22 protein-coding genes, 4 tRNA genes and 1 other RNA gene are annotated in these 22,248 nt (G+C 52.8%); 11 read left to right on the forward strand and 16 right to left on the reverse strand.

Features of this window, described 5'->3' with window-relative positions:
• Positions 1 to 50 precede the first annotated feature (50 nt).
• Both ligA and C813_RS29690 read left to right on the forward strand, forming a co-directional pair.
• The gene (gene ligA, locus C813_RS29685; RefSeq protein ID WP_017458910.1) at positions 51 to 2,069 is read left to right on the forward strand and encodes an NAD-dependent DNA ligase LigA; all 2,019 of its coding nucleotides are present in this window, start codon (positions 51 to 53) and stop codon (positions 2,067 to 2,069) included.
• Positions 2,070 to 2,285, forward strand: coding sequence for a DUF3820 family protein (locus C813_RS29690; protein ID WP_017458909.1), 216 nt, complete (start codon positions 2,070 to 2,072; stop codon positions 2,283 to 2,285).
• Here the strand turns inward: C813_RS29690 and C813_RS29695 are convergent.
• Positions 2,282 to 3,271 carry a bile acid:sodium symporter family protein gene (locus C813_RS29695; protein WP_017458908.1) on the reverse strand — a complete coding sequence of 330 codons (990 nt, stop codon included), beginning with the start codon at positions 3,269 to 3,271 and terminating at the stop codon, positions 2,282 to 2,284. The two genes, C813_RS29690 and C813_RS29695, sit on opposite strands and share 4 nt — an antisense overlap.
• An 89-nt stretch (positions 3,272 to 3,360) precedes the next feature.
• On the opposite strand from C813_RS29695, the gene C813_RS29700 reads away from it, so the two are divergent.
• Positions 3,361 to 4,290, forward strand: coding sequence for a LysR family transcriptional regulator (locus C813_RS29700; protein WP_017458907.1), 930 nt, complete (start codon positions 3,361 to 3,363; stop codon positions 4,288 to 4,290).
• Here the strand turns inward: C813_RS29700 and C813_RS29705 are convergent.
• The 6 genes from C813_RS29705 to C813_RS29730 form a co-directional block, all read right to left on the reverse strand.
• Positions 4,281 to 4,622, reverse strand: coding sequence for a FlxA-like family protein (locus C813_RS29705; protein WP_017458906.1), 342 nt, complete (start codon positions 4,620 to 4,622; stop codon positions 4,281 to 4,283). The genes C813_RS29700 and C813_RS29705 overlap by 10 nt on opposite strands.
• Positions 4,623 to 5,025: 403 nt before the next feature.
• A non-coding RNA gene (locus tag C813_RS29710) (RtT sRNA) lies at positions 5,026 to 5,161 on the reverse strand.
• 94 nt (positions 5,162 to 5,255) lie between these two features.
• A tRNA-Lys gene (locus tag C813_RS29715) sits at positions 5,256 to 5,331 on the reverse strand.
• Between the two features lie 4 nt (positions 5,332 to 5,335).
• Positions 5,336 to 5,411 (reverse strand) — tRNA-Val (locus C813_RS29720).
• A gap of 41 nt (positions 5,412 to 5,452) precedes the next feature.
• Positions 5,453 to 5,528: transfer RNA gene (locus tag C813_RS29725), tRNA-Val, on the reverse strand.
• 41 nt (positions 5,529 to 5,569) lie between these two features.
• Positions 5,570 to 5,645 (reverse strand) — tRNA-Val (locus C813_RS29730).
• Positions 5,646 to 5,901: 256 nt separating this feature from the next.
• Here C813_RS29730 and gltX point away from each other — a divergent pair.
• Complete coding sequence (gltX, locus tag C813_RS29735; protein WP_017458905.1) at positions 5,902 to 7,317, forward strand: glutamate--tRNA ligase; 1,416 nt, start codon at positions 5,902 to 5,904, stop codon at positions 7,315 to 7,317.
• Positions 7,318 to 7,487: 170 nt separating this feature from the next.
• Positions 7,488 to 7,925, forward strand: coding sequence for an IS200/IS605 family transposase (gene tnpA / locus C813_RS29740; RefSeq protein WP_025263572.1), 438 nt, complete (start codon positions 7,488 to 7,490; stop codon positions 7,923 to 7,925).
• A gap of 119 nt (positions 7,926 to 8,044) precedes the next feature.
• Here tnpA and C813_RS29745 read toward each other — a convergent pair whose 3' ends face one another.
• The 5 genes from C813_RS29745 to pdxR all read right to left on the reverse strand — a co-directional run bounded on the left by C813_RS29745 (position 8,045) and on the right by pdxR (position 14,079).
• Complete coding sequence (locus C813_RS29745) at positions 8,045 to 8,644, reverse strand: nitroreductase family protein (protein WP_017458713.1); 600 nt, start codon at positions 8,642 to 8,644, stop codon at positions 8,045 to 8,047.
• Positions 8,645 to 8,975: 331 nt separating this feature from the next.
• Entirely contained in the window at positions 8,976 to 9,218 is a 243-nt protein-coding gene (locus C813_RS29750) for a DUF1158 family protein (protein WP_017458712.1), read from the reverse strand.
• 73 nt (positions 9,219 to 9,291) lie between these two features.
• Complete coding sequence (locus C813_RS29755) at positions 9,292 to 11,199, reverse strand: methyl-accepting chemotaxis protein (RefSeq protein ID WP_025263886.1); 1,908 nt, start codon at positions 11,197 to 11,199, stop codon at positions 9,292 to 9,294.
• Between the two features lie 212 nt (positions 11,200 to 11,411).
• Positions 11,412 to 12,530 (reverse strand): YbdK family carboxylate-amine ligase, encoded by a 1,119-nt coding sequence (locus C813_RS29760; protein WP_017458710.1) that lies wholly within the window; start codon positions 12,528 to 12,530, stop codon positions 11,412 to 11,414.
• Between the two features lie 85 nt (positions 12,531 to 12,615).
• Positions 12,616 to 14,079, reverse strand: a complete 1,464-nt coding sequence (gene pdxR / locus C813_RS29765) for a MocR-like pyridoxine biosynthesis transcription factor PdxR (RefSeq protein WP_025263887.1) — start codon at positions 14,077 to 14,079, stop codon at positions 12,616 to 12,618.
• Between the two features lie 232 nt (positions 14,080 to 14,311).
• Between pdxR and C813_RS29770 the strand changes: the two genes are divergently transcribed.
• From C813_RS29770 to C813_RS29790, 5 genes are all read left to right on the forward strand, one after another.
• Positions 14,312 to 15,160, forward strand: a complete 849-nt coding sequence (locus C813_RS29770; protein ID WP_017458708.1) for a transporter substrate-binding domain-containing protein — start codon at positions 14,312 to 14,314, stop codon at positions 15,158 to 15,160.
• Between the two features lie 45 nt (positions 15,161 to 15,205).
• Positions 15,206 to 15,847, forward strand: coding sequence for an amino acid ABC transporter permease (locus C813_RS29775; RefSeq protein ID WP_017458707.1), 642 nt, complete (start codon positions 15,206 to 15,208; stop codon positions 15,845 to 15,847).
• Positions 15,848 to 15,861: 14 nt separating this feature from the next.
• Positions 15,862 to 16,527, forward strand: a complete 666-nt coding sequence (locus tag C813_RS29780; RefSeq protein WP_017458706.1) for an amino acid ABC transporter permease — start codon at positions 15,862 to 15,864, stop codon at positions 16,525 to 16,527.
• The gene (locus tag C813_RS29785; RefSeq protein ID WP_017458705.1) at positions 16,520 to 17,281 is read left to right on the forward strand and encodes an amino acid ABC transporter ATP-binding protein; all 762 of its coding nucleotides are present in this window, start codon (positions 16,520 to 16,522) and stop codon (positions 17,279 to 17,281) included. The genes C813_RS29780 and C813_RS29785 overlap by 8 nt, the downstream gene beginning before the upstream one ends.
• A 281-nt stretch (positions 17,282 to 17,562) precedes the next feature.
• Complete coding sequence (locus C813_RS29790; protein WP_017458704.1) at positions 17,563 to 18,069, forward strand: DUF4760 domain-containing protein; 507 nt, start codon at positions 17,563 to 17,565, stop codon at positions 18,067 to 18,069.
• A gap of 193 nt (positions 18,070 to 18,262) precedes the next feature.
• Here the strand turns inward: C813_RS29790 and C813_RS29795 are convergent, their stop codons facing one another.
• Genes C813_RS29795 through C813_RS29810 form a run of 4 tightly spaced genes read right to left on the reverse strand, consistent with a single transcriptional unit; the run spans position 18,263 to position 21,228 of the window.
• On the reverse strand, positions 18,263 to 19,030 hold the full coding sequence (locus C813_RS29795) for a GGDEF domain-containing protein (RefSeq protein ID WP_017458703.1): 768 nt from the start codon (positions 19,028 to 19,030) through the stop codon (positions 18,263 to 18,265).
• Complete coding sequence (locus tag C813_RS29800; protein WP_017458702.1) at positions 19,024 to 19,440, reverse strand: DUF1987 domain-containing protein; 417 nt, start codon at positions 19,438 to 19,440, stop codon at positions 19,024 to 19,026. The genes C813_RS29795 and C813_RS29800 overlap by 7 nt, the downstream gene beginning before the upstream one ends.
• The gene (locus C813_RS29805; RefSeq protein WP_217500190.1) at positions 19,433 to 20,014 is read right to left on the reverse strand and encodes a SiaB family protein kinase; all 582 of its coding nucleotides are present in this window, start codon (positions 20,012 to 20,014) and stop codon (positions 19,433 to 19,435) included. The genes C813_RS29800 and C813_RS29805 overlap by 8 nt, the downstream gene beginning before the upstream one ends.
• 5 nt (positions 20,015 to 20,019) lie before the next feature.
• Complete coding sequence (locus tag C813_RS29810) at positions 20,020 to 21,228, reverse strand: SpoIIE family protein phosphatase (RefSeq protein ID WP_017458700.1); 1,209 nt, start codon at positions 21,226 to 21,228, stop codon at positions 20,020 to 20,022.
• A gap of 520 nt (positions 21,229 to 21,748) precedes the next feature.
• Here C813_RS29810 and C813_RS29815 point away from each other — a divergent pair.
• Positions 21,749 to 22,135 (forward strand): hypothetical protein, encoded by a 387-nt coding sequence (locus C813_RS29815; protein ID WP_025263889.1) that lies wholly within the window; start codon positions 21,749 to 21,751, stop codon positions 22,133 to 22,135.
• The last annotated feature ends 113 nt before the right edge of the window (positions 22,136 to 22,248 follow it).

Here is a 22,248-nt window from a genome sequence, read left to right on the forward strand (position 1 = left end):
CCTTCCAGAACCCCCGCCAGTCGGGGGTTTTTTATCATTGATGGTGCGATATGGACTCAATTGAACAACAACTGACAGAACTGCGAACCAGCCTTCGCCATCATGAATATCTGTACCACGTTATGGACGCGCCGGAGATCCCGGACGCCGAGTACGATCGTCTGATGCGTGAACTGCGTGAACTGGAAGCGCAGCGCCCTGATTTAGTCACGCCTGATTCGCCGACGCAACGTGTTGGCGCAGCGCCGCTTACGGCTTTTAGCCAGATACGTCATGAAGTGCCGATGCTGTCGCTGGACAACGTGTTTGACGAAGAGAGTTTCCTCGCTTTTAACAAACGTGTGCAGGACAGGCTGAAAAGCACCGACGCGCTCACCTACTGCTGCGAGCTAAAGCTCGATGGTCTGGCGGTCAGTATTCTCTACGAAAACGGTGTGCTGATGCGCGCGGCAACGCGCGGTGATGGCACCACCGGAGAGGATATTACTACCAACGTGCGCACTATCCGTGCCATCCCGCTCAAGCTGCACGGCGACAATATTCCCGCCCGTCTTGAAGTGCGTGGTGAAGTGTTTTTGCCGCAATCGGGTTTTGAAAAAATCAACGAGGATGCGCGTAGTACCGGGGCGAAGGTGTTTGCCAACCCGCGCAACGCCGCCGCAGGCTCGCTGCGTCAACTTGACCCGCGTATCACCGCCAAACGCCCGCTGACCTTCTTCTGCTATGGCATCGGCATTCTCGAAGGCGGCGAACTGCCGCGCAGCCATCTGGGCCGCTTGCAGCAGTTCAAAGCCTGGGGGCTGCCGGTAAGTGACCGCATACGCCTTTGCAACACGCCGGAAGAGGTCTTGGCCTTCTACCACCAGGTTGAGGTCGATCGCCCCACGCTTGGTTTTGATATTGACGGTGTGGTGATTAAGGTCGACTCGCTCGATTTACAGGAACAGCTGGGCTTTGTCGCCCGTGCGCCGCGCTGGGCGGTAGCGTTTAAATTCCCGGCGCAGGAGCAAATGACCTTTGTGCGTGATGTTGAGTTCCAGGTCGGGCGTACCGGTGCGATTACGCCTGTTGCCAGACTTGAGCCGGTACACGTTGCCGGGGTGCTGGTCAGCAACGCAACGCTGCACAACGCCGATGAAATCGACCGTCTGGGTCTGCGTATTGGCGACAAAGTAGTGATTCGCCGCGCCGGTGATGTGATCCCGCAAGTGGTGAATGTGGTGCTTTCCGAGCGTCCGCAAGAAACCCGTGAAGTACTTTTCCCGACGCACTGCCCGGTGTGTGGTTCCGATGTTGAGCGTATTGAAGGCGAAGCCGTTGCCCGCTGTACCGGCGGGTTAATCTGCGGTGCGCAGCGTAAAGAGTCGCTGAAGCATTTTGTCTCCCGTCGCGCGATGGATGTCGACGGCATGGGCGACAAGATCATCGACCAACTGGTTGAAAAAGAGTACGTCCATACACCGGCAGACTTATTCCGGCTTACGGCCGGTAAGCTAACGGGTCTTGATCGTATGGGGCCCAAATCGGCGCAAAACGTGGTCAATGCGCTGGAGAAAGCCAAAGAGACGACCTTTGCCCGTTTCCTCTATGCGCTCGGTATTCGCGAGGTTGGCGAAGCCACGGCCGCCGGTCTGGCGGCTTACTTTGGTACGCTGGAGGCGCTGATGGCCGCAAGCGTTGACGAGCTGCAAAAAGTGCCTGATGTAGGGGTTGTAGTCGCAAAGCACGTGGACAACTTCTTCAATGAAGAGAGCAACCGCGAAGTTATCCGCCAGTTAGTTGAGGATGTTGGCATTCACTGGCCTGCGCCGGTTGTCGTCAAGGCCGAAGAGATCGACAGCCCGTTTGCCGGAAAAACTATTGTGCTGACTGGTAGCCTGAGCCAGCTTTCGCGCGATGACGCCAAAGCACGTTTAACCGCCTTAGGGGCAAAAGTTGCGGGCAGCGTGTCGAAGAAAACGGATCTGGTGATTGCCGGGGAAGCGGCGGGCTCTAAGCTTGCGAAGGCGCAGGAACTCGGTATCGAGGTTATCGACGAAGCCGAGATGATCCGCCTGCTGGGAGCGTAAATGGAAAAGGAACAACTCGTCGAGATTGCTAACACCATCATGCCGTTTGGTAAATACCAGGGGCGGCGGCTTATCGATCTGCCCGAAGAGTATCTGCTGTGGTTTGCCCGGAAGGATTCGTTTCCCGCCGGGCGGCTGGGCGAGTTGATGCAAATAACGTTACTGATCAAAACGGAAGGGCTGAGCCATCTGGTGCAGCCCCTGAAACGCGGTTAGGCTTTCGCCGCTTCCTGCGCCTGCTGTTGCTCCGTTTGACGTTTATAACGGCGCGCCAGCACGGCGCAGACCATCAACTGAATCTGATGGAAGATCATCAGCGGCAGCACCATCATCCCGATCACCGACGTCGGGAACAGAATGTTGGCCATAGGAATACCGTTGGCGAGGCTCTTTTTCGAACCGCAGAAAACAATGGTGATTTCATCGGCTTTGTTGAACCCGCACTTACGCGCCACTACCACGTTCACCACGATGACAATCGCCAGCAACACCAGGCTCGCTATGACAATAAACAGCAGTGAACCGACGCCCACTTTATGCCAGATACCGTTCACCACCGCTTCGCTAAAGGCGGTGTAAACCACCAGCAGAATCGACGTCTGGTCGGTTTTTGAAATCCACTTCTTATGTTTCGCCACAAAAGCGCCGGTCCACGGGCGAGAAAGATGACCAAGCACAAACGGCAACAGCAGTTGCAGCATGATCTTACCCACTTGCTCAAGGCTGCCTCCAGCGCCGTGCAGATCCATCAGCAGGCCAACCAGCAGCGGCGACAAGAAGATGCCGAGTAAGCTGGAAGCTGATGCTGAGCACACCGCCGCCGCGACATTACCGCCCGCCAGTGAGGTAAAGGCAATCGCCGACTGAACGGTCGCAGGCAGAATGCACAAATACAGAAAACCGGTGTACAGCTCCTGGCTGACATTCACCGGCGACCACCAGACAAACAGCACGCCGAGCGCCGGGAAAAGCACAAACGTGCTGCACATTACCCAAAGATGCAAACGCCAGTGGCTACCGCCAGCGATGATCGCCTCGCGTGACAGTTTTGCGCCGTGCATAAAAAACAACAGTGCAATCGCGGCGGTGGTCAGCCCTTCGAAAAACGGCACAAAACCGCCGCGCGCCGGGAATAAAGAGGCCAGCAAAACGGTACACACCAGCGTGAGCGTAAAAGGATCAAGGATACGAAAAAGTTTCATGTGCACTCCTGAAAGTCGGTGTCGCTATTGTGCTTTTTCTGTTTTGAGAAATAAAATTGATTTATTGCATCCATTCATGAATTTATAAGATGAATTATTCCTTACGTCAGTTACGTGTTTTCGTCACCGTGGCGCAGGCCAAAAGTTTTAGCCGGGCAGGGGAGATAATCGGCCTCAGCCAGTCGGCGGTAAGCCACAGCGTGAAAGAGCTGGAGCTGCAAACCGGCGTGCGCTTACTCGATCGTACCACCCGCGAAGTGGTGCTGACCGAAGCCGGGCATCAACTGGCCGGTCGCCTTGAGCGGCTGTTAGATGAGCTTAGCAGCACGCTGCGTGAAGCCGGGCGTGTCGGTCAGCAACTGACTGGCACGGTTCGCGTAGCGGCGAGCCAGACCATTTCGGCGCACCTGATCCCACAGTGCATCGCCAGCAGCAACCAGCGCTATCCGGAAATTGATTTTGTGTTGCACGACAGGCCGCAACAGTGGGTGCTGGAGAGCATTCGCCAGGGCGAGGTGGATTTTGGCATTGTGATAGATCCTGGCCCGGTGAACGATTTTCAGAGCGAAGAGATCCTCGAGGAGCCATTCTTTTTGCTGTGTCGCAGCGATCACTCATGGGCACAGCTTGCGGAGGTGCCTTGGTCGGCGCTGGATGGTGCGAGATTAGTAGTGCAGGATTACGCATCTGGTAGCCGACCGCTTATCGATGCTGCGCTGCGCCATTTTGCTGTTCGCGCGACAATCGTGCAGGAGATTGGCCATCCGGCAACGCTGTTTCCAATGGTCGAAGCGGGAATTGGCATCAGTATTCTGCCCGCACTCGCCTTGCCGATGCCGCAGGGAAGTGAGCTGACGGTAAAAAGGCTGGTGCCGGATATGCAGCGCAAAATTATGCTGGTGCGGCGAAAAAATCGGTCACTCTCGGGAGCGGCGCAGGCATTATGGGAAGTGGTCAGAGAACAGGCCCGGTGTTTGAACCAGGCCCGTGAGGACGATCCGTTATTTACTCAGATGTAAACATCAATCTGATGATCGTCGGAAGGCTTGTTAACACCTTCCGTTTTCGCTTGCTGCTGGGTTTGTTTCTGCTCTGCTTCCTCAGCCTGCTTGCGCTGCAGTTGTGCCAGTTGCGCTTGCAGTTGCTGGATTTGCTGCTGAATCATCTCTTGCTGTTTCTTCTTGTCTTCAGTCGAACCACTGCCGTTCGCCACTTCTTTCAGTTGCTGGGTCAGCTTGGTGATCTTCTGAGTAATACGGCTGATTTGCGAAGCGATATCGTTGCTAGCGGATGAAGAACTTCCTGCGCTACCCGTTTGGATTGACGCTGTTGTTGTCGATATTGTGGTCATTGCATACTCCTTTTTGCCATAAAACATGGTTATCGGCCGTGATCATCTATTTCTTGAATTGTGATCATCGAATGGCCGTTCGGCGGGCATCATATCGGGACATTAAGGATAAATTATGGATAAACGTTACTATGTTTACCCATTGAAAATAATGGGGTTTTATTCGTTTCCCTATTGCGGTCAGGGTGGATTTAATGGCTAACCCGACAGGAATTTAAGCGCTTATATGCTGCCCTAAAGAAAACTGTGCGGCGGGAAAAATTCATTGGTTTACTGGTCTCATAACGGGAGACGCGCGAGACGGCAATCAATGGATTTCGGGGATGTCACTGACTGTTGGAATGGGACAGACAAAGGGTAAATCGCGGAAAGCAAAAAAGCGCCGCCAGCGCCATTTTTACATTGGTGGGTCGTGCAGGATGACTCGCGTTGCTCGCCCTTCGGGCCGTCGCCGCAAGCGGCTCCGTTGTCTCACTGCGTTCGACTCGAACCTGCTGCAGGGTTACTCGTCTCATCCTGAGACTCGCCCTGCGGGCCAACGCTGCGCGTTGTTCAAAATTGTTCCCGACAATTTTGTCGAATCTTTAAATAGGGCAGATAGCAAAAAAGCGCCTTTAGGGCGCTTTTTTACACTGGTGGGTCGTGCAGGATTCGAACCTGCGACCAATTGATTAAAAGTCAACTGCTCTACCAACTGAGCTAACGACCCGAAGTGGTGGGTGATGACGGGATCGAACCGCCGACCCCCTCCTTGTAAGGGAGGTGCTCTCCCAGCTGAGCTAATCACCCACTTCGGTACTTCAATTGATAAGAATTCGCTGGCGAGAAAGTGGTGGGTGATGACGGGATCGAACCGCCGACCCCCTCCTTGTAAGGGAGGTGCTCTCCCAGCTGAGCTAATCACCCACTTCTCATTCTTATCTACACTGCGGAAGCCACAAAAATCGTGGTGGGTGATGACGGGATCGAACCGCCGACCCCCTCCTTGTAAGGGAGGTGCTCTCCCAGCTGAGCTAATCACCCCCGCTGTGTGGAGTCGCATTATAGGGAGAGTTGAAAATGAGTCAACGCATTTTCAAAAGAAATTGTTCGTTCGTCGTAAAATTAGACAAACCGCTGCGTAAAGCGTCGCGAGAGCATGATTTCTAAACAAAATAGCCAGATAACCCCCTCATTGCGGCAACAACATTGAGGAATCAGCCCACAGTGATAGAATATCGCCCACTTTCATTTTAGCTATTGCCGACGGTCGGCATCTTTATAAACGTAAGGCCATTTCATGAAAATCAAAACTCGCTTCGCGCCAAGCCCCACCGGCTATCTGCACGTTGGCGGCGCGCGCACTGCTCTTTACTCCTGGCTATTTGCACGTAATCACGGCGGTGAGTTTGTGCTGCGTATTGAAGACACCGATCTCGAGCGCTCCACTCCGGAAGCAATTGAAGCCATCATGGATGGCATGAACTGGCTGAACCTGGAGTGGGACGAAGGCCCGTACTTCCAGACTAAACGCTTTGATCGCTACAACGCGGTTATCGATGAAATGCTGGAAGCGGGCACCGCCTACAAATGTTACTGCTCCAAAGAACGCCTTGAGCAGCTGCGCGAAACGCAGATGGCAAATAATGAAAAACCACGTTATGACGGCCGCTGCCGTCACGATCATTCGCACCATGCGGATGACGAGCCGTGTGTCGTGCGTTTTGCCAACCCGCAGGATGGTTCTGTTATTTTTGACGACCAGATTCGCGGCCCGATTGAGTTCAGTAACCTCGAACTCGACGATCTGATCATTCGCCGTACTGATGGTTCACCGACCTATAACTTCTGCGTTGTGGTTGATGACTGGGATATGGAAATCACCCACGTTATCCGTGGTGAAGACCATATCAACAACACGCCGCGTCAGATCAACATTCTGAAAGCGCTGAACGCGCCGGTTCCGGTTTACGCGCACGTGTCGATGATTAACGGCGACGATGGTAAAAAACTCTCCAAACGTCATGGCGCGGTCAGCGTAATGCAGTATCGCGACGACGGTTACCTGCCGGAAGCGCTGCTTAACTATCTGGTGCGTCTGGGCTGGTCGAGCGGCGATCAGGAGATCTTCACCCGTGAAGAGATGATCAAGTTGTTCTCTCTCGGCGCGGTGAGCAAATCGGCGAGCGCATTCAACACCGACAAACTGCTGTGGCTGAACCATCACTACATCAATACGCTGGATCCGGAGTATGTGGCGACGCACCTGCAGTGGCACATTGAGCAGGAAAACATCGACACCCATACCGGCCCGCAGCTGTTTGAATTAGTGAAGCTGCTCGGCGAGCGTTGCAAAACGCTGAAAGAGATGGCGGCAAGCTGCCGTTATTTCTATGAAGAATTTGACGAATTCGATGCCGACGCAGCGAAAAAACACCTGCGTCCGGTTGCGCGTCAGCCGCTGGAAGTGGTGCGAGACAAGCTGGCTGCTATCACCGACTGGACGGCGGAAAACGTTCACCACGCGATTCAGGCGACTGCTGATGAACTGGAAGTGGGCATGGGCAAAGTCGGTATGCCGCTGCGCGTTGCCGTGACCGGCGCGGGTCAGTCTCCGGCACTGGATGTCACCGTTCACGCCATTGGTCAGGCGCGCAGTATCGCCCGTATCAATAAAGCGCTGGGTTTTATTGCTGAGCGTGAAAGCCAGCAATAGTTTTTGTCTGCTCTATACAATAAAAAGCCGCCTTCACTGAAGGCGGCTTTTTTATCCTTGCATGAACACCACCTCCTATGGAGGTGGTCAGCAACAAGTTGGCTCTGCCAATAATGCTACTCATGGGAAAATCCGAATCCGTTATCCCCATAACTGATAAGGATTTAACCATGAGTAGATTCCAGAGAGCATCTCATGTGCTCTGGTGTTGTCAATATCATATCGTTTGGACACCCAAGTACCGATTTCGCATCCTGAGGAACAATGTTGGCAAAGAGGTCTATAAACAGATAAGGATCTCAAGTGAACAGCTCGGGATAGAAGTGGTGGAGCTGAATGTCCAGATAGATCATGTTCATTTGCTGGTAAAAGTGCCACCACGGCTTTCAATTTCCCATGTAATAGGTCACTTAAAGGGTAAAACAGCCCTTCGATTGTTCAGTAAATTTCCTTATCTACGGAAGAATAAGTTGTGGGGCAATCACTTCTGGGCACGGGGTTACTGCGTGGATACCGTAGGTATAAACGAAGAAATGATAAGAAAGTACGTGAAGTACCAGGAAAAGCATGAAGTTGAAGAGAGCCAACTTCCACTAAAAGAGGTGTGAAGGGAAGGCTCTCAGAGTCTGGACTTAGTACGCCCCTATGGGGCGCTATCAATGCCACCTGCTATGCAGGTGGTTTTTTACGACTGTCTGCTTACTGAGCGCAGCGATAATCTAGTCGATTAACGAGCAACCACAAAGCGTTTGGCGTCATCCATAAAGGCTTTATCGCCAGCTTGCGCCACGATCGAACCGAAGTTCATATGGCCGCGCAGTTTCCAGTTTTCAGGAATACCCCAGGTGCGCTGTACATCGGCGTCAACCAGTGGGTTATAGTGCTGCAGGTTCGCGCCGATGCCTTTCTCGGTCAGCGCCAGCCACACGGCATACTGTGCAATACCGGTGCTGTGTTCAGACCATACCGGGAAGTTATCGGCGTAAGCGGCGAACTGCTCCTGTAAGCCTTTCACCACATCCTGATCTTCAAAGAACAGCACGGAACCCGCCGCTGCGGCAAAGCCGTCCAGCTTGTCAGAAGTGGCTTTAAAACTCTCTTCCGGCACGATTTTTCTCAGTTGCTCGCGAGTCAGCTCCCAGAACTGCACGTGTTCTTTGCCTAGCAGGATCAGCGCACGTGAACTCTGTGAGTTAAACGCCGAAGGTGCCTGACGAATCGCTTCTTTGATGGTTTCAATGACGACATCTTCCGCCACCGGCAGATCTTTACCCAGGGCGTAAATGGTGCGACGTTGTTTTGCTAAAGCGAGAAAATTGTCTGACATAGTTACTCCTGAAGTTGGCTGCACATCCGCTACGTTGTTACCTGCGGACTGTGGAAACAAAGCGCTAAAAAGTTTTTGTAATGGGTTCATGGTTAACCTGGCCTGCAACGAAAGTTTTGATTAATTTTACGGCCAACCTGCGGGCCAGTTCCGTTTGTAATGGGCTGTTTTGCCCTGATGAAACGAATGATAGGCCGGTGACAGGGAAAGAAAAAGCTGAACTATTTGCGCGTAGTGTTCAAAAAATTAGAATGACTTTTGAATAGTTATCGACGGGAAAAGGCGTGGAGTGTTCCCCACCGTACACGCGCGGGGAAGGGGCATTACGTTTTCAGGCGGCGAGCCAGCGCTTCCAGATAAAGCGCACAACAAAAAACTCCACCGTGCCGAGCAACAAAAACCACAAGCAGTAAAGAATGATGTAAAGCTGGGTTAGATCGAGCAGATGAAAGCGCTGCACCAGGCTTTGCGCCAGTTGCAACCCAAGCGCAGGCGCGGGAAGCAGCAGCACGGAGAGAAAAGCCATCAGCAGAATGCCTGCCAGTGTAAGCAGTGGTTCGAGCGAGTGTTTCATAAGCGTTAATCGATGGTGAAAAGCCGCATTGTCGGGGAAAGCGGCGCGCTGCGCAACGTTCCCCGACAGGCTTTTACGCTACGACGAAGCGGTCAACCAACGTCGCCATGGTTTCCGATTGTTGATCCAGCATCTGGCTGGCGGTCGCCGCGCTGGCGACCAGCCCGGCATTTTGCTGGGTTACCTGCTCCAGTTGGTTCAGGGCTTGATGCACCTGCGACACGCCCAGCGACTGCTCGCTCGCTGCGCGGGCAATGTCACTGACAAACGCCAGCATCTGCCCGGTATGGGCTTTTGCCGATTGCAGCGCGCGGTCAGAAGCTTGCACCAGCGTGACGCCTTGCTGGATCTGCTCCATGTTTTTGCTCACCAGTTCGCGGATCTGGTGCGCGTCATTGGCGCACCGTTGTGAAAGATTACGCACTTCGCTCGCCACCACGGCGAAACCTTTACCCAGCTCACCGGCGCGTGCGGCTTCCACTGCCGCATTCAGCGCCAGCAGGTTGGTCTGAAAGGAGATTTCGTCGATCGAGCTAACAATATTTGAGATCTGCTCGCTGGAGCCGCGAATGGCAATCATGCTCTGGCTGGCTTCACCTGCCACCCGGCTTGCTTCCTGCACCTGCTGCTCCATCTCTTGCGTCAGCCGTTTGGCTTCGTTGGCGTTATCCGCCGTCTGGTTTACTGCGGTTGCGATCTGCTCCATGCTGGCCGCGGTTTCCACCAGTGACGCGGCTTGTTCATCCGTACGTGAGGCCAGATCCTGGTTCCCGCTGGCGATCTCGGAACTGGCGCCGCGCAGCACGCCCGCGCCGTGTTTTATCTCGCTCACAATATGCTGAATATTCTCGATGGCCTGGTTGTAAGCGCGGTTCAACAACGACAGCTCGTCGCTTCCCGGTACATCCAGCCGCTGGGTGAGATCGCCATCCATCCCTTCAATCGTTGCCAGTGAATGGTGCAACTGGCGATGGATACTACTGGCCACCAGCAGGGCGAAGAACAGCGCGATCACCAGGGCTGAGACGCTTATCACCGCAAAAACGATCACATCGCGCCAGGCGTTATCCGCCAGACCTTTTGCCGTTAGCAGCAGGGTATTTGCCGCGGCATCTTCCACAGATTTCAGCGTATTGATGCGCGCAGTCTGGGCGTTAAACCAGTCTGTCGGCGCGATGCCAAATCCGCCGGTCGCCACATGGTCAATTGCCTGCTGGCGCATCTCAAGCGCGCGCGTTACTTCCGGAGTTTGCAGCTGCGTCGTCAGCCGTTCATTGACGGCGGCAGTACTGAACGCTCGCGTTGCCGCCAGCCAGGAAAGTTGCTTGCCAACCACTTCGTTTAACTGACGGAACTGCCCGTCGGTAAAGCGGTCAGCGGAAAACACGTTGGACATCAGCGCACGTTCAACGCCGGTTTGCTCTTTGGCATTCAGCACGCTGTAATATGCCGCCAGTTGATTCACAATTTCGCCGTTGTCCGTCAACTGACTAATACCGCCCACCACATTAAGTAAATCGCTAATAATGGTGCTGTACCACGTCAGCGATTCGGTACCGCTTACGCTGAGGGTATGAATTTGTTGGCGAAAATCTGTTATGCCTTGTTGATGCTGGCGGAATTGATCGAGTGCATGCCGAATATCATTATTCGCCCGCTGAAGCGGAAATTCTTTTAATGCTTCAGCTAATTGGCTCAGGGCTTTATCAGAGAGAATATATTGTGCAGTTAACTCAGCGTTAAATTGCTGACCTTTACTGCCGATATATCCTGCACTCATGCCACGTTCTTTTTGTAATTCATGAATAACGCCGCCGGCATTTTTCGCCAGATCAGTTAATGACATGATGGTGCGCATCTGCTGGCCTGTTTCCACGCGTGCCAGAATGCCGCTGGTTGCTAACCATATGAGGGCAAACAATAAAGGCAGTAAAGCCAGTAATAATTTAAATTTCATTGATAAACGGTAAATCCATCTCATACAAATGCCTCATTTTCTCGTTTGCTTTAATTCGTTATCGGAGCAGGGCGCGGGTGCTTTATTTCTAACGCAGGGCTTGTTGATATTTATCAATTCTGTTGAATTCATCTACCACTTAGTGGTTATTATCTTGAGTCGTAAGAAAAAAATAACCTGCTGGTTCGCAGGTTATTTAAGTTGTGGTTAAGAATAATAACTAACAAATTAACGCTTTAGCCTGCCGCCCAAATCTCAGCATGTTTTTGCATTAATCCAATCAGCGAGCCACCATCGGCGATAAACTCACGCATCATCTGTGCTTCACTTTTCCCGCGTTTCACCACGTTTGCCAGTACATCCAGTGCGCTACCCGCATTGAGCTTATCAGCCGACGGCGCGAGCTTCTCCAGCAGGCGAGTGAGATCGTCAGCAATGGTATACCGCTCACCGGTATGTACATCGGTAATCAGACCTTCCAGCCCATAACGGCAAGCCTGGAATCGGTTGAATTTATACAGTAAATAATCCTGCGGCTGGTGTTTAAACGGCCGCTCAGTCAGCAGCCAGTGTGACAACGCCTGGATAAACCCGGCAACATTAACGGCGTGCGAAAGCGTTAGTGGCGTGTCCATGACCCGCACTTCAACGGTGCCAAAATGCGGGCTGGGACGAATGTCCCAGTGCAAATCTTTAATGCTTTCAATCATCGAGGTGTAGCTCAGACGGCGAAACAGTCCTTCAAACTCCTGCCAGTTCGCCACCCACGGCATCGGGCCATTATCAGGAAAGGAAGAGAAGATGTTCAGGCGCGACGACGCGTAGCGGGTGTCGGTGCCCTGGATATAGGGCGAGGCGGCGCTGAGCGCAATAAAGTGCGGCACAAAACGGGAAAGACCATGCAGCAAATAGATTGCGTCGTCACCGTTGGTGCAGCCAACATGCACATGCTGGCCAAACACCGTCGCTTGTTGCATCAAATAACCAAACGTCTCCAGCGTGCGGCTATAACGCTCATCATTGCAGATCTCCTGACGTTGCCACTTCTGAAAAGGGTGAGTGCCGCCGCCGCATATCTGCACATGGTGCTCGGATGCCGCCTGCAAAATCACATGCTGCATAGCGGAAAACTGATGTGCCGCCTGGTTGATATCCCGGCACACGCCGGTGGCAATCTCCAGCATGCTTTCGGTAATGTCATGTTTTACCTCACCGGCACTTATCTGGTATTTTACCGCTTCAATCAGGCGTGAAGAGTCCTGGCTCAAATCATAGCCCGGCGGGTTAACAACCTGTAACTCCAGTTCAATGCCGAGCGTAAACGGTTCAGAGACATGAAAATCCGGCAGTGGCATAGCGTTCTCGCGATAAATGGGTTTGCTTCATTATGGAAGCGATTACGCATTCCTTCCTGCGAGGCGGCGGCAACCGCTCAAAATATCAACACAGCTGCGCCAGTTGGCCGCGCAAGACCTCCACGCCAGGTGCAATGGCATCCGGATTGATCGCGTGAAATCCCATCCGAAAGAAGTTATCCGGCGGCGCAACATCAAGAAAATGCCGCGCGCCCGGCTCAATCAACACGCCTGCGTGTGCGGCGCGCCAGGTCAGTTGCTGGGTGTTGATCTGTTCTGGCGTGCGCAGCCAGAAGGCGTTGGCATGTTCGCTACCCTGCATTAACTGGCACTCCGGCAAAAACGTGAGCAGCGCGTTGTGCAGGCAATCCCAGCGGCGGGCGGAGTCTTCGTGGTAGCGGCGCAAATGGGTTTCGTAATGCCCCTGCGCCAGAAAATGCGCCATCTGGTATTGAATATTGGTTGGCGGATGACGGTACACCAGGCGGCGCAGCGCCCGCGCTTCGTCAATGATTTCGGGCGCGGCGACCATATACCCCAGCCGTAACCCCGGCGACAGCGCTTTGGACAAGCTGCTGACATAAATCACGCGCCCGCTGCGATCGCTGGCTTTCAGCGCGGGCAGCGGATTTTGCATAAAATTACTTTCCGAGTCGTAATCGTCCTCTATCACCACTGCATCATGGCGAGCCGCATAATCTAGCAATTGCGTACGCCGCGCTTTACTCATCGTCACGCCGGTCGGCACCTGGTGGCCCGGCGTCACATAGTAGTAGTCGCAAGGTGTTTCGTTGAGCACCAGCCCTTCGCTGTCCACGTCGTGCGGCACGATTTGCGGCTCGCTTAATAAGAAGGTGTTAATGGCTTCGCGAAACCCCGGGTTCTCCACTGCCACGCGGGTTGCGGGTGACATGAGCAGGCGCGTCAGCAGATAGAGCGCGTTTTGCGAGCCGAGCGTAATCAGGATCTCATCGGGTGCGGCAACGATGCCGCGTTTTGGCAACACGCGGGTGCGGATCTGCTCAATCAACATCGGCACATCCTGGTCAATATGATCGATCACCCACGCCGGATCGCGCACGCCGCCGTGCAACCAGTTTGCCGCCGCGCGCCAGCTGGCAAGCGGGAATTGCTGCGTATAGGGCTGACCGTAGATAAACGGGTAGCGGTAGTGCATCCAGCCCGCTGGTTTAAGGATTGATTCCTGCTGGCTGGGGGTGATTTTTAGGCGGTTGCCCCAGCGTGGTGCAGCGCTCTCGCATTCAGGTGCAGGTGGTGTCGGGTTTTGCCCGCAACGGTAGTAATCCGGGTGCAGGTAATAACCGCTGCGCGGGCGGCTCACCAGATAACCTTCGTTGACCAGGCCTTCAAACACCAGCGCGGTGGTATTGCGTGAAACGTTAAGCTGGCTGGCAAGCTGACGGCAGGAGGGCAGCGCGGTATCTGCCGGGAAAATCCCGCTCAGAATGGCGTTGATCAAACATTCGCGGACTTGCTCCTGCAACCCACGCTGGCCGTCAAAATTCACATTCAACAGGTGACGAATCATGCTGCGCTCCTTCGGATATATCACGTTATGCAATGGAGCAAATTCCATACCAGCTTCCTGTTAACTGACACACTCATTCGCCAGAACTGGCTCTATTCACAAAAGCGCAAGCCTCCCTATTGTAAAAACGCAGTTATGAAAAACACACGATGTCGTGTTTCGGCATATATCTTGCAACGCTTCCGGCACACCTGGGATATACCGGTCTGGCACATTAAATAAGGGTGGAGAGATGAAAAACGTATTCGGCAAATATTGTCTTGCAGCCACGATCGCTTTGGCATTTTCCTTACACGCAGTCGCAGCGGATTTACCCGAAATTGAAAAATCTGGCACCATGAAAGTGGCGACCGAAGACGATTACGCGCCATTCAATTTTATGAATAATGGCCAGACGGATGGTTTTAATAAGGACATGCTTGAGGAATTACGCAAATACGCGAAATTCAATATTAACCAAAGTATCTTACCGTGGACGGGGCTACTCGCTGCGGTTTCCACCGGCCAATATGATATGGCACTTACCGGTGCGGTAATTACCGATGAACGTCTCAATGTCTTTAATTTCACCCCGCCGTGGGCCTCCGCGCAGCACTATTTTGTCAAACGCGCCGACGATAAAACCTTAAATACCATAGCCGATCTCAGCGGTAAAAAAGTAGGCGTACAGGCGGGCAGCGCACTGTTGGCGCGTTTGCCGGAGCTGAAAGCGATGCTGGAGAAAGTAGGCGGAAAACTCGGGCCGGTAGTGGAATATCAATCCTACCCGGAAGCCTACGCCGATCTGGCGAACAAGCGCGTTGATTACGTGATTAACGTGGTGATTTCCGTCAACGATCTAGTGAAAGCCAAACCGAAGGTCTTTGCCAAAGGCCTGGCCGTTTCCGGTCCGGGTTACATGGCGTGGCCGATCCCGAAAAACTCACCGGAGCTGCTGAAATTTATGACCGGTTTTATGAATCATATGACTGAAACCGGCAAGCTCACTGAGTTGCAGAAGAAGTGGTTTGGTGAAACCTATGAACTGCCGAAAGAGCCGATTACCAGCGCCGATCAGTTCCACAAGTTAGCCGGTTTGTAAGTCACCTGCGGCGGGCAACCGCCGCCCGTTTTAACAGGAGGGAACATGGACTTAATCTCATGGCAGTTATTGATTGAAGGCGCATGGACGACCCTCTGGATCTCAGGCGTGGCGATTGCGTTCGGGGTGGTCATCGGCCTGGTTATCGCCTTTGTCCGCATGATGAAGATCCCGTTTATTGACCAGTTTCTGGTGGTTTACATCAGCCTGGCGCGAGCTACGCCGTTGGTAACGCTGGTGCTGTTTCTGTTTTTATCCCTGCCGACGCTCGGTATTAATCTGGATAAAACACTGGCGGCGATTGTCGCGCTGACGCTGAACACCTCAGCGTTTAACGCGGAAATCTGGCGTAACGCGTTTCGTAATTTCCCCCGTGAACAGCGGGAAGCGGCGGAATCCGTAGGGATGCGGCGCTGGACCTATTTTCGCCATATTATGCTGCCGCAAATGTGGATCGAGAGCCTGCCGGCTCTGGTTAACGAGATGTCGTTTTTGATCAAAGGCAGCCCGGCGATCGCAGTGATTGGCGTGGTGGATTTAACGCGCGTCACCAACCGGATCTCATCAGTCACCTATGAACCGCTGTCGCCGATCCTCGCCGCGGCGCTGTTATACGTGATTATTATCGGCCTGCTGCTGAAGTTGCAGGGAGTAGCTGAACGCAAAGCGAAGCGCCTGGCGCGATAAAAGGCGGAGGATTTATGAATCAGTGGGGAATTATTTGGGCCGCGCGTGAGAGTTTTTTCAACGGGCTGCTGGCAACACTGGAGTTATTTATTATTGCCGCCGTGATCGGGTTATTTATTGGCGTAGTTTTTTGCTACGTGATGGAATATCAAAATCGGGTGATTAACCGGGTGATAATTGCCTTTGTCAGCCTGATGCGTGCGATCCCGTTTTTGATTCTGGCGTATCTGCTTTATTACGGTTTGCCGCAGTTAGGTATCAGCATGGATGCCTGGACAGCAGGATTATTAGCGCTGGTAATTTATCACGGTGCCTATTTTTTCGAAATATTACGCAGCCAGCGCAGAATATTTTCGGCCGGCTATATTGAAGCTGCTGTATCGCAAGGTTTTTCCCGTTATAAAATTTTCCTGCGCATTATTTTGCCGAATATTGTCTCTTCCGCGCTGCCCTTAATGGGCAACCAGCTGATTATTTGCCTGAAGGACACGGCGTTTCTGTGCATTATTACCGTGCAGGAGATCACCGCCGCCGCGAACAGTGTGCAGTCGACGTATTTTATTCCGTTTAACGCCTTTATTGTCGCCATTGCGCTGTACTGGGGCATCAGCATTCTGCTGGAGTTGTTGATTAAGCGGTTGAGCCATTACGGAGCGAAAAGAGGAATGACCCATGCCTGAAGCAAGCGCGGTAAGCATCAAAAACTTGTCCAAACAGTTTGATAACGTTGAGGTATTGCGTGATATCAATCTGACCGTAAAGAAGGGCACGGTGGTCAGCATTCTGGGGTCGTCCGGTTCGGGGAAATCGACGCTGCTGCGCTGTATGAACTGGCTGGAACAGCCGGATCGCGGTGAAGTGCGCATCAGCGGGCAGCGCATCGGTGTGGATGAAAAAACTGGCAAGGCGATGTCGCATAAAGATCTCTCGCACATCCGTGAACGGGTTGGCATGGTGTTCCAGAGTTTTAACCTGTGGCCGCATTTATCCGTGTTGCACAACGTCAGTGAAGCGCTGGTGCATGTAAAGGGGATGAAGCGTGAGCAGGCGAATGAGATTGCCCACCGGCAACTGGAAAAGGTCGGCATGAACCATAAAGCCGATGTCTACCCGATTACGCTTTCTGGTGGGCAGAAGCAGCGCGTGGCGATTGCCCGTTCGCTGGCGATGTCGCCGGAGGTGATTTTGTTTGATGAACCCACTTCAGCGCTGGATCCGGAACTGGTTAACGAAGTGCTGGGCGTGATGAAAGATCTCGCCGCAGAGGGTTACACCATGGTGGTGGTGACGCACGAAATGGATTTTGCCCGCCAGGTGTCGGATGAAGTGGTGTTTCTGGAGAAGGGGTTGCTGATCGAGAAAGCACCACCGGAGAAATTTTTCACCAACCCGGATTCAGACAGGGTGAGGAAGTTTTTGCAATCCAGCCGGTGAGGACAGTGATTCAGATCCGAAAAAACAGACCGCTAATCGGTATTTTTCGAGCAGTGCCGCACTTTGAAATATCTGACAGGATTGCATTGGACTTGCCATTGCGAAGTGGCTACTGCGATTATAAAATCACCACCTAAGTGAAATTTCACTTATTGTTAGGGTAACGCGTTCAGGGAGATTTATATGAAAAAATTTGATGAGTTCGACGGTTTCTGACAGGCAACTTTTTTACAGGCGGAGCTCAGGCTCCGCTTTTTTTATCTAATGACAGGGAATGGTCTATGGAAATCAGTCCGACAGCGTGGCAAGTCATCAGCAATCTGCTTGTTTTTGGCGGTATTTGTACCGCTGTTCTTACCATCAGGTTTAACGTGAAGATGGCCCGCAAAACCCAAACGGCGACCTTTCTTTTTGAAAGTCGAAAAGACAGTGAATACATTGATGGTCTGCATACACTCCGGCGCGTTCGCGATTCAGGGAAATCCTTCCGTTCATATGTATTCCCTGTCGCAGAAAATCTTTCAAAGGATGAGAACTACGAAGGACGAAAAATACAATACATTCTTAATTTCTATGAGCGTATGGCGGTAAGCATAAAAGCCGGTATTTATGAGGAAAACATGATTAAGCAGGCCTCATATACGACGGTAATAGACACCTACGAAACCGCTGAGCCGCTGATTAAGGCGTTACGGGAAAAACGGCGTACTTCTCTTACTTATCAGGAGTTCGAATGGTTGAATAAACGCTGGAAAAACAAGCCGCTTAAGAACAATAAAACAATCTGACAAGCCCCTGGCAAATTGGCTCAGTTATCTTCATTTTTCTGCGATGCCCACGCCTGGATTGCTGTTTTCGCGAAAGTTGACCCGGTAAGCGTCGGTTACAACAGAGCAAGACCGGCAGAAAGCCTGCCGCGAAGCGCGACGTGTTGTTGCGGATCGTTGCACTCTGCCGAGCGTAGTCGAAACGCCCGCTCCCTCAATGCTGAACATTTTCCGACGAAAGCCCCATTTTCACCTGTGGGCGAAAAAAATCCTCATGCAGTGCGACCTGGTTACGCCCGCGCTTTTTCGCGTGATACAGCGCCGTATCCGCCGTGCTATACAGCGTCTCGAAATCGCTGTCTTTATGCCCCAGGCTGACACCAAAACTGGCGGTCACCAGTTGCTGGGGGAGTACCTCGAGCGGTGAAGCGTTCAGCGACGAGTGAATATAACTGGCCGTGATCATCGCCTCTTCGACACGCGCTTTTGGCAGCACAATGGTGAATTCCTCTCCACCGACACGACCGATCGCCGCGCTTTGCGGCACGGCGCGGCGAATACGCGCCACCAGCGCGCAAATCACGCGGTCGCCCATCGGGTGACCGTACTCATCATTGATGCGTTTGAAATGATCAATATCGAGCAGGATCAGCGCCACATGGCCGGTCGTCAGACCCTGGTTAATGTGATTAATGATTGCGCTGCGATTAAACACGGCGGTTAGTGGGTCGTGCGTCGCCTCATATTCAAGGCGTACCGCCAGCTGTTGCAACTGCTCATTCATGCGATTGAGCTCGCGCTCGGCGCGATCACTGCGTGAAATCAGGCGATACGATTCGCGGATCAGGCGCTGGTAGTTTTTCGCCACCGCCCACAATTTTTCGCGGCAGACATCCGCCGTCAGCCTGTCGTCAGCAGCGGCCAGGCGGGCATCTTCGAGAACAGAATAATCCTCCTTGAATAGCTCATTGATATCTAACATGCGTTGATGTCCGGGATAAGAAAAACGGTCAGCGACGGGAAATCGATGCGCAACTCCAGGCCAAACTCCTCGGAGATATCGTCTTCCGCGTCATAGTACCAGTGCAGCTCGCACGTCGCGCCGCCTCTGGCATAATCATTCAGGCTTTCGAACAGCGTAAATAGCAGTTTGGTGCTGGAGCTGTTGAAGTAACTCAGCGCCACATGTAACTGGAGCGGCGCGTTCGTCTGCAGGCCACTCTGCAACCAGCCTTCCAGTGCATCCATCAGCGGGCGAAAAAATGCGGCGGCATTCTCCGGGTAAGCTTCGCCTTTCAGCACCAGGCGTTGGGCGGCAAAATCAAATTTCACCTCCGGCGTCGCGGCGGTGGCGGGCAATTCAATAGCTGGCGTCAGTGTCATATCAGTCATGGCAGAACGTTGCCTTTAAGTGAAAGGCGGACAGAGAACTCGCCGCCAGAGGGTGAATGCGATATTCCAGCGGCAGGCTGGTATCCCGCGCCATCGTCAACAAACCAATGTTCGCGCCTTTACTGGTGATCGGAGCTTCACTGCGTAGCCCCTGTTTCCAGGCATCGCGGATTTCCGCCTGCGACATACCGCGCAGCACATCGAGATTTGTCTGCAATAACGTGGAAGCTTCCGGCCCCACCAGGTTTGCGGTTTCGAGGTAATAGTGGGTTTGATCCATATGAAAACAGACCGAACCGAAGCGCAGCTCTTGCTGTTCAGTCGATAAATACCGGTCGTCTGAGGAGTAGCGCACAATGTTTTGCCCCATCTCGATAAAAGCCGAGAACAACTTTCTGCGCGTTACCGCTGAGGATTCGTGTTTATCCAGCCATGTGCGAATGACTTCACCCAGCGAAACAATATGCTGCTGGGAAAAATAGCCCGTATAAAAAAGCTCAACGGCGTTTTGCCGTTGCAGCGTAAAAAGGGGTAACAGAACGGCTTCTTTGACCTGCAGGTCGTTTATTTGCATGTTATTCACCAGCGAAAACCAAACCACGTCATGTCATCGCGCGACGCCTGCTGACCCTGCCAGGCTTTCAGCGCCGCGAGCAGGGCGTCGGAAAGTGCAGGCATCGGCAGCGTGCGGTTTTGCGCTAACAGTGACTGAATACGTTTTTTGCCAAACATTACCTTTCGCGGGCCGCCTGGCTGGTCGGTCGCGCCATCAGAAACAATTAAGAATGTGTCGCCACGACGCAATGGCGCCTGGTAGCGCTGCCACTGGTAATCCACCGGCGTGTCGGTGTAACCCACACCTTTGCGGCAGCTTTCAAGCGTTGCTGCGCTGTCCGCGTCCTGGCTGAGTACGAAAGCGTGCATCCGGGCACTCGCCCAACTGACTTGCTCGTTTTGCGTATCAACAAACAGAACAAGGGCGTCGCAGCCATCATTGGACTGACTGCGATCGGCTGACGGATGCACCTGGCTGAGCGTCTGTTTGATATGTTGATTAATCAGGCTGAGCAGGTGTTCCGGTGCGTTCGCAGGGGCGAGGCTGAGCGCTTTTTCCAGCGCCGAGGAGAAAATAAAGGTCATAAACGCGCCGGGAACACCATGCCCGGTACAATCCGCCAGCACCATCAACCAGCCATTTTCCACGCGCTGAAAAGCATAGATATCGCCACCAACACAGTCGCGCGGGTGCCAGTGCAGGCACCAGTCATCCAGCGTTTTTTCAATGGTGTTGCGTGAGCGGCTCAGCATCGATTCCTGAATAATGCGCGCGTATTCAAGGCTTTGCATAATTTGCAGATGCTGTTTGGCCTGTAAATCAGATACCGTGCGGATAAGGTCAATGCCCAGGCCTATACCGATGTATTGCCCCTGCTGGGTGAGGATAAACCCTTCGGTGACGGCTTTATCGCCGGTTTCGATCACCCGCTCGGACAGGTATTCGAGACCGGAATCGGCATCGACAATCAGCGGGTTTTTATCCATAAACGCGATGCAGCTTTTCTGATCATACAGTTCATGGAAAAACGGACGGCTCATCTGCGACAGAAAAATATGCCGGTTAATCATGCCAATAGGGCGGTTATTTTCCAGCACCGGCAGGCCAATCAATGATTTGTGTTCATTGAACAGCGACATGACCTGCACATTATTGGCATCCGGTGTCACGTGCGGGACGGCAAGGCGCAAGATTCCAGCATTAAGCTGTCGCGAAGAGAGCGGTATATCCATGATTCAAACAGCATCCCGGTATAAGAATAATCTTAGGTTAAGGCGGGTTTGTGACGGTTTGATTTCAATTAAGTAAGCCAATGAATAACGAGAGATTATTGCTCCCTAAGCAAAACCACAGTCATATCTGCGGTGGTGAGAGGAGGGGGGGGTAAAAAAAAAGCCCGCACTTGTCAGGCGGGCAAATAATACTGGAAGCAATGTGAGCAATGTCGTACCGAATACCTGAGTGATTTGCTCAACTATTCGGTAATGCGAAAGATAATCTTTATCATCTTTGCGGTCAACCCCAAATTTTGTGCGGCTTCACCGGCTCAATGCTTCGGGGTCAAGAAATTCGCGCCAGCTCACATCATCAATATAAATACCTGCCTGCTGGCGGCATGGATAAGCCTGGTATAAAAGGCTTGTGTCTCCTCTTCTTTGCCAATGCTGCCGGTTAAAGAGTGCTCCCTGTTACTGCATTTGTCAGGTTTTGTCAGTACTATCTCTGCGCGAAAAAACAGATAACGAGCAAGTGATGACCCTCTTCTGGTGTGTAGTACCAATATTGCTGTTGTTCTTTGGCAAAGCGTGGAGTTCGGCGAAAATTCGCGAGTTTTACAGTCGTTCACAGCATGCGCTCGAGGCAACTGTTGCCGCTGAGATGGATAATCAGCAGCCTTCATGGATAAACGATGTCGCTCAGCGGGCACAATTTACCGCTTCGCTGAGTGAACTGTGCCTGAAAAAAGAGGTGCCGGACTGGTTTCTGGAGAGCATTACTGGTAACGAAGAGGGAATGGGGTTTCTTACCAGGCATGCCGCGCTGATGGAAACCTTTGGCGCACCATTTTGCGATCAGGTGCAGGCTGCCGCTGAGCTGGTCGACAGCGCCTGGCAACGTTCAAAATTACGCGGCTACTAAGTGGCAGTGAAATACCCGCCATTTATACCTCGGTTCTCGCCATTGATGGCTCATGCCGGGCATCTGTCTCTTATCCTTTGATTAACGTCGGCCAAATTGCAGTTTAAACGCTG

It is taken from the genome of Kosakonia sacchari SP1, from assembly GCF_000300455.3.
In the GTDB taxonomy this organism is placed as follows: domain Bacteria; phylum Pseudomonadota; class Gammaproteobacteria; order Enterobacterales; family Enterobacteriaceae; genus Kosakonia; species Kosakonia sacchari.